Consider the following 5,399-nt stretch of genomic DNA (forward strand, 5'->3'; position numbering starts at 1 on the left):
ATGCTGTTTACGGGGTTTTTTACTGGTTGATACTGTTTTTGTCATGTGAGTCACCTCTGACTGAGAGTTTACTCACTTAGCCGCGTGTCCACTATTGCTGGGTAAGATCACCTTATTGCTGCGCTGATAATATGGACCGCAAACCTATTGAAGATGTGATCTTCGAAATTAATAACTTTATCTCGCTCGGTGGTCGCACCATTGTTGATGCCACAGGGTCTGAGTCTATCGGACGAGATGCGCAGGCATTACGAGAAGTCGCATTAAAAACAGGTCTGAATATTGTTGCTTCCTCCGGTCCCTACCTGGAAAAATTTGAAAGCCAGAGAATTCATAAAACGGTTGATGAACTGGCGGCAACGATTGATAAAGAATTGAATCAAGGGATTGGCGATACGGATATTCGTGCCGGAATGATCGGTGAAATAGGTGTCTCACCGACATTTACCGAAGCCGAGCATAACAGCTTGCGGGCTGCCTCGCTGGCACAGATTAACAATCCTCATGTGGCGATGAATATTCACATGCCGGGCTGGCTTCGTCGCGGTGATGAAGTACTCGACATTGTGTTAGGTGAAATGGGCGTCTCGCCAAATAAAGTCTCTCTCGCACACTCGGATCCGTCAGGAAAAGACGTGGCGTATCAGCGGAAAATGCTTGATAAGGGTGTCTGGCTGGAATTCGACATGATTGGCCTAGACATTACCTTCCCGAAAGAGGGAATAGCGCCAGGGGTGCAGGAGACTGCCGATGCCGTCGCTCATCTCATTGAGTTGGGATACGCCGATCAGCTTGTTCTCAGCCACGATGTCTTCCTTAAACAAATGTGGGCTAAAAATGGCGGTAATGGCTGGGGATTTGTTCCAGATGTTTTTCTGGCCTATCTGGCGGAGCGCGGCGTCGATAAAACGATCCTCAAAAAACTCTGTATCGATAATCCCGGACGATTATTGACCGCATAAAACCATTATCCCCCGGCACACTGCGCCGGGGGATGTCAATTAATACCCCGCCGTTAAATCATCCACCAAGCGCGAGTCGGATGCGCCGTACAACTCACCATCCGACCCAACCATAATGCTTTGCGTGCTGCCCATCGCCTCATTCAGCGCCACTTTCTGACCTTTTGCTTCCAGCAGCTTGAGCGTATCCGGACTAAACCCTTTTCAACACGCAGCTCGTCCGGCAACCACTGATGGTGGAAACGAGGCGCATTGGTCGCTTCGGCAACATTCATTCCACAATTGATGCTGTTCACCACCATTTGCAGCACGGTAGTGATGATTCAGCTACCGGTAACAAAGTGAGTACATAAAGGCCATACTGTCACGAACAGTGCAAAAGTGGCTCTTCCGCAACCTAGGTGAAGATTTTCATGCCAGTGGACTCATTACCCTCCGCCTAAGTAGTTCAAATCCGGCTCGACCATACATCTGGCGTATCAGCACCTTCAGGCGATTTACATGACCTTCGACAACACCATTACTCCAGCGACTGCTGATTGCCTCACATATAGCCGCAGCATCAGCTTCCATCCCCGCAGCTACGCACCGAAGTTCTGCTGAGCCGCTTTCGTGGACTCGAGTGAACCAGCTGCTTAGCTGTGATTTATTTTAGGTTTTCAGAATACGGTAGAACTCGAGTACCAGTTGCTGTGCTATTTTCAACTCCGGTTCTTTTTCACACATCAGACTAATAAATCGGGATGCATAATTTTCTTCGCCCCTGATTATTCTCCAGGGCATCAACCAGCGGCTTACCCGGAACACTGAAGGAAGTCTTGCGGCAGTAGTAACCGGTGGGTTCCAGCCTTTACGCCATTTGGCAACAGTATCCCTGACGATGGTTTCACTGCCTGTCCCCCCCCCTGGGCCACCATTTCCCGCCATATCCGGCTGGCATTATAATTACCACTTTCTCGTTGCTCTTTTAACCACTCCCTCCATGGGTCCAGAAGCCCTCGCTTTGGAGGCCGGGTTGACATTTCAGGGAATGTTCCTGAACGCACCCAGCGACTGACTGTCACTCGCGACAGGCCTGTAATACGGGATATTTCCCTGAAACTACATCCCTTGTTATGCAGGGCCATAACCTCTGTCCAATGCTGATGCCGTTTTTTGCGGGTTTGCTGTTTAAGGCGTTCCGGACGACGGAGCGATGCTACAGGCACAGATATTTCTGGCTCAGGTGATTTCTTCAGTGATAACTCTCTGACAACAAGACGTATCAGAGGCATATGTCTGTACATCATTCGTTCAGGCTCATCACCAATATTTTTTAGCAGGTGCCATCGATCGGCCACCTGTCTGGCCTGAGGTGCACCTTCACGTGCTGCTGTCGCATAGACTCCACTGCGATCACGCGAGACAACCTGTATTTCCGGATATTTTCTGAACCAGGTCGCCAGCGTACGCTGATCACGGCCGGGAAGCAGGACGAGGGGACGGTGAGTATCAAGATTGACTATTAACATACCGCAGCAGTGGCCCCGATGCCACGCCCACTCATCAATACCGACATGAGGCGCGCCTGACTGTTTCGTCTCCGGGGTATTGATAACCCTGCGAAGAAGAGTATCAGCACTGCAACGGAGACCCGCTGCCGTTGCAGCCCGTTTTCCAGCCTCACCTCCAGCTATTAATCCCAGTTGACGTTGTAAATTTTGTAACGCCTGTGAAGACTGTTGGTGTGAACCGGCGAAGGGAGCAAGCGACTCGGCAAAAATTTTACGTGAACAAGCTGGGTTACGGCAGTACCAGTGGCGGACGGAAAATACAAGCCATAGCGTCTGTCCTGATCAGGGTAGATGCTGTATCCGGCGCCGACAACAACTATGAACAGAGTCGCTACGCTTAAAGCATTCAGGACATTGTGCTGTTTTGCGTTTTCCGTGGAGATGGAGGGTTATACCGTCAGAGCTAATAATTTGTCGACTGCATCGCCATCCGCAAGGTAACTGTAGAAGTGTCTTAAGAGAGTGCATTGGGTTGCCCATAACTTAAAACAGCTTAGATCCTTGTTCGCCAGAAAGTTTCATCCATTTTCTTCCACCCAGGTTGCGGAAGAACCACTTTTCATCCGTCGTTGACAGATGTGAAGTATGCGGGAGAAAAAGTGAATATCTAACTGTAATAACTCAGACCGGTACGAGTACTCGGGGCGTCTACAATCATTCAGGGCAAAGTGCTAAAATTTCTCTATCCCGGGATGCCCCTACCAACGCAGCACTCCCGGAGATATCATTACAGCTCTGCAACTGATTTCCGCGACTGAACCGCTCAGTTCCTATCCTTCCAGTTGCCTTCCTGCAGCCCCCCCTCCCTGCTGTATACCCCAGTACCACAACGCGGGCAGCACTTTTCCCCCTCATAATCTTCGTCACACATCACACAAAACCACTTTCTCACCTTCACCGTATAATCCGGAACCGTCATGCCCTGCAGATGCAAACGACGGGCCTCTTTCTCTGCCGGGTCAAGCCAGGTGCATCGCAGCAGGATTTTCGCAGCAACAGTCATCTGGTCATGTTCAAACCACGGCGGTTGTCCGTCATTTCCCCGCTTAAGTGTTAACGGACAACCACAGGACACACAGCACAAAACGTCCTGTCGGTTGTGCTTCGCGGCTTCTTTCGCCGTAACAAAATGGCCTTTGCTGTCATTCGCCATATAGCAGTTCAGAATTCGCATATCTCCTCCTTGTATCTTGACAATTGGTTAAAATAACTGTGATTAGATTTGGCAAGGTGTATGCAGCCCGATCCCTCAAGGGGTTCATAGCCCGTAGCTCAGCGAATGGCGCATACACTGAGCCACTCATCTGAAACCCGAACAGTTGTCAGTACGCCATAACGCATTTGCAAGGATGGGTAATCATGAGTCAGCCAGGTTCACTTTGTGTGGATATCGATGTTTCGAAAGCGATACTGGATATTGCCGCCAGCAGCGCTATTGAACAATTTTCTGTCGGCAATGACAGTGATGGCTTTGACGCCATCATTGCTGAGTTGAGAATGTACGCCATTGCGCTGGTTTTAATGAAAGCCACTGGAGGACTTGAAACCGCCATAGTCTGTGCGCTTCAGGCAGAAGGTTTTGAGCTTGCCGTGGTTAACCCCAGACAAGCTCGTGACTTTGCCCGCGCCATGGGATACCTCGCGAAAACTGATAGTATTGATGCCAGAGTGCTTTCCCAGATGGCTGAGGTTCTCAACCGGCATCCGGAGCGGGAACGCTTTATCAGAGCACTGCCGGATACTGAATGTCAGGTTCTCACTGCAATGGTAGTTCGTAGGCGGCAGTTGATTACGATGCTGGTTGCCGAGAGAAACCGGTTGCACCCTGCTCATCCATAGAACAGGAAAAGCATTAATATCATCATCAAAGCACTGGAAGACGAGCTTGCGCGACTAGATGCTGACATGAACAGCCATATCCATAGCCACTTCAAAGAGCTTGCTAAGCGACTGAGCAGTATTAAAGGTGTTGGCACCATGACGGCTGCTGCGCTGCTGGCGGAAGTACCCGAACAGGGTAACCTCTCCAGGCGTGAAATCAGTGCGCTTGTCGGTATGGTTCCAGTAAACCGGGACTCGGGCACGATGAGAGGGCGACGAACCATCTTTGGCGGCAGGGCTGGTGTGCGAACAGCCCTGTACATGGCAGCGCTTGTCGCAACCCGCTTTAACCCGGTAATAAAGGTGTTTTACATGCGACTGCTTGCCGCAGGAAAACCCAAAAAAGTGGCGCTGGTTACCTGTATACGCAAGCTGCTGACTATCCTGAACGCAATGCTCAGAAAGAACGAAGAATGGAATGAATCGTACCATCACGTTGCTCCATAATTTTTACGTTCAAGACAGTTGCTGAGCTGTCCGGGGAAGACTGAAACCTCCGGTCTGGCAGTGTGTGCAGTACCGCTCCCCATAATAATCGTGGTGACATTGTCTGCAGTGCCAGCTGGCTTTACGCACCACGGGTAAGGCATCCGGTACGAATTGCTGCAGACGTTTAATCAACTGTATTTCTCTGCGCTCCGGCCTGACATAAGGGCACTGTTGACCGTGCTCTGTCAGCCTGTCGTCAGTGTGTTCAAACCAGGGAAGTTCAGTTTCGTATTGCGGATGGTATCTGAGTGCACTGCCACACAAGTGGCAGGTGTAGTTAGCATAAGGTGCGGCCTGTGCAGTACGGGCGCCCGTCAGACGTCCGTTGCCATCAAGAGCGATAAAGGATTTTGCGTACATAGTCATATACCTCAGCCGCCAGACGACACGCAGGCAACAGCCGTCCCGGTACGGGCAGCGTGGTCAGGGTGTGAATGGCGGTTCAGTTAAAATCTGGACTGGAGTTTGGGTAAAGCAGGCTGGTTGCTGTTACAGCACTGTGGTTGTCACACAA

2 protein-coding genes and 4 pseudogenes are annotated in these 5,399 nt (G+C 50.6%); 2 read left to right on the top strand and 4 right to left on the bottom strand.

Annotation, left to right across the window (positions count from 1 at the left end):
* Nucleotides 1–110 precede the first annotated feature (110 nt).
* A pseudogene (locus ACJHX3_RS24175) lies at nt 111–962 on the top strand (phosphotriesterase-related protein); the annotation flags it as partial.
* 39 nt (nt 963–1,001) lie between these two features.
* On the opposite strand, the pseudogene ACJHX3_RS24180 reads toward ACJHX3_RS24175, so the two are convergent.
* The 3 genes and pseudogenes from ACJHX3_RS24180 to ACJHX3_RS24190 all read right to left on the bottom strand — a co-directional run.
* Nucleotides 1,002–1,285: pseudogene (locus ACJHX3_RS24180) on the bottom strand (gamma-glutamyltransferase); the annotation flags it as partial.
* Nucleotides 1,286–1,373: 88 nt separating this feature from the next.
* A pseudogene (locus tag ACJHX3_RS24185) lies at nt 1,374–2,995 on the bottom strand (ISL3 family transposase).
* Nucleotides 2,996–3,278: 283 nt separating this feature from the next.
* The gene (locus ACJHX3_RS24190; RefSeq protein WP_001221604.1) at nt 3,279–3,689 is read right to left on the bottom strand and encodes a zinc-ribbon domain-containing protein; all 411 of its coding nucleotides are present in this window, start codon (nt 3,687–3,689) and stop codon (nt 3,279–3,281) included.
* A 185-nt stretch (nt 3,690–3,874) separates the two neighbouring features.
* On the opposite strand from ACJHX3_RS24190, the pseudogene ACJHX3_RS24195 reads away from it, so the two are divergent.
* Nucleotides 3,875–4,843: pseudogene (locus tag ACJHX3_RS24195) on the top strand (IS110 family transposase).
* 9 nt (nt 4,844–4,852) lie between these two features.
* On the opposite strand, the gene ACJHX3_RS24200 reads toward ACJHX3_RS24195, so the two are convergent.
* Nucleotides 4,853–5,245: a putative zinc ribbon protein gene (locus tag ACJHX3_RS24200; RefSeq protein ID WP_124046960.1), complete on the bottom strand. Its 393-nt coding sequence runs from the start codon at nt 5,243–5,245 to the stop codon at nt 4,853–4,855.
* Nucleotides 5,246–5,399 lie beyond the last annotated feature (154 nt).

This window comes from Escherichia sp. WS1265 (assembly GCF_046487585.1).
GTDB classification, from domain to species: domain Bacteria; phylum Pseudomonadota; class Gammaproteobacteria; order Enterobacterales; family Enterobacteriaceae; genus Escherichia; species Escherichia coli.

What these genes read in the sequence shown, in the direction of transcription:
- ACJHX3_RS24190 (WP_001221604.1), bottom strand. Translation starts at nt 3,689, where the DNA reads ATGCGAATTCTGAACTGCTATATGGCGAATGACAGCAAAGGCCATTTT.
- ACJHX3_RS24200 (WP_124046960.1), bottom strand. Translation starts at nt 5,245, where the DNA reads ATGTACGCAAAATCCTTTATCGCTCTTGATGGCAACGGACGTCTGACG.